The 1,466-nt window shown below is 65.8% G+C and carries 2 protein-coding genes; one reads left to right on the plus strand and one right to left on the minus strand.

The features are described from left to right. Window positions 1–531 (minus strand): Crp/Fnr family transcriptional regulator (locus tag DBR23_RS17025; protein ID WP_108499033.1); only part of this gene is annotated, 531 nt, incomplete at its 3' end. 292 nt (window positions 532–823) lie between these two features. On the opposite strand from DBR23_RS17025, the gene DBR23_RS30900 reads away from it, so the two are divergent. Beyond that, a partial coding sequence (locus tag DBR23_RS30900; RefSeq protein WP_233250518.1) for a porin occupies window positions 824–1,466 on the plus strand: 643 nt, incomplete at its 3' end.

Below are 1,466 nucleotides of genomic sequence, written 5' to 3' on the forward strand. Positions count from 1 at the left end.
CAGCACGCGCGAGAAGGTTTCGGGCGCAATGCCCAGCTGCGCCGCAATCAGGCGTTTGCGCTGGTGCAGAGTGACCTGCATGGCACCGCTGTGGTCGGGCTGGGCGTGGTTCAGCAGCCACTGCGCGCAGCGCGATTCGGCGTCCTGTGCCAGGCGGCTCACGGCCAGCTCGGACTGCTGCCGGTAGCCCTGCGCCATGTCCAGCAGCAGCCCCCGCGCGCCCGCAGGCATGGCGGCCAGGCTGCGGCGAAACTCCTCGATGGGGATGCGCCGCACATGCACGCGCGTGTCGGCCACCATGTCCACCGGCAGCGGCAGGCCCATCAGGGCCGACGCGGCGTCGAGCCAGAACGGCCCCTCGACGGCACCGAGCTGGTGGCGCAGGAAACCGTCGTCCAGCACACCGCGCAGCACACGGCCGTTTTCGAGGTGCAGCACCGTCGTCAGCACCTCATTGCGCCTGCGCAGCACTTCGCCGGGGGCGATCACCTCGGTGTCAGCGGGCAGAGAAAAAAGGGTAGATGGCAGCATGGAAGCCACTGTGCCGTGCGGCTGCGCCCGTGGCATTGAGCCACATCAAAGCCGCACCATGTCGCCCGCCCGGCACGCCCCAGGTTTGCGCCAAAACACACGAAAACTGCGCCAGCAACGTGCATGGGTGCGCCCTGACCCGACCAAAAAGTATGTAAACAGGTGTTGCACCAGGGCATGGAACTTGCGATGCCCCAACGGCGGGCCCCGCCCTGCACCACGGTGCAACAGGGGCCGCGTCTCCCCTTGCACCCGCCGGACCTCCGGCGCTTTCATCCCCAGGAATCACTCCATGAAAAAAAACCTGATTGCACTGTCTCTATCGCTCGGTGGCGCCCTGCTGTGCTCCACCGGCGCCCAGGCCCAGAGCTCCGTCCAGCTGATGGGCTTGACCGATGTGTTTGTGGGCTCCATGAAAAACGCCGGTGACGCCGGCAGCAGCAAGGTGGTCAACAGCGGCGGCATGACCACGTCGTGGTTCGGATTCAAGGGCACCGAAGACCTGGGCGGCGGGCTCAAGGCCAACTTTGCGCTCACCTCCTTCATCAAGGTGGACAGCGGCATCCAGGGCCGATTTGCCAACGACACGTTCTTCTCGCGCGATGCCAACGTGGGCCTGAGCGACAGCTGGGGCACCGTGACCGTGGGGCGCGGTCTGGCGCCCAACTTCCTGCCGTCCATCCTGTCGAACCCGCTGGGCGACTCGTTCACCTTTGCACCGCTGATCCTGCACATGAACGTGCCTCTGTTCAACGGCACGGGCTGGGGTTCGACCACGCCGTCCGACACCGGCTGGTCCAACGAAATCATCTACAGCACGCCCAACCTGGGCGGCCTGACCGCCAACCTGCACTACCAGTTTGGAGAGGTGGCGGGCGACAGCAGCAAGAAGAACGTGGGCATCAACGCGCTGTACTTCAACGGCCCCATCACCC

It is taken from the genome of Acidovorax sp. HMWF018, assembly GCF_003061035.1.
Taxonomy (GTDB): domain Bacteria; phylum Pseudomonadota; class Gammaproteobacteria; order Burkholderiales; family Burkholderiaceae_C; genus Acidovorax; species Acidovorax delafieldii.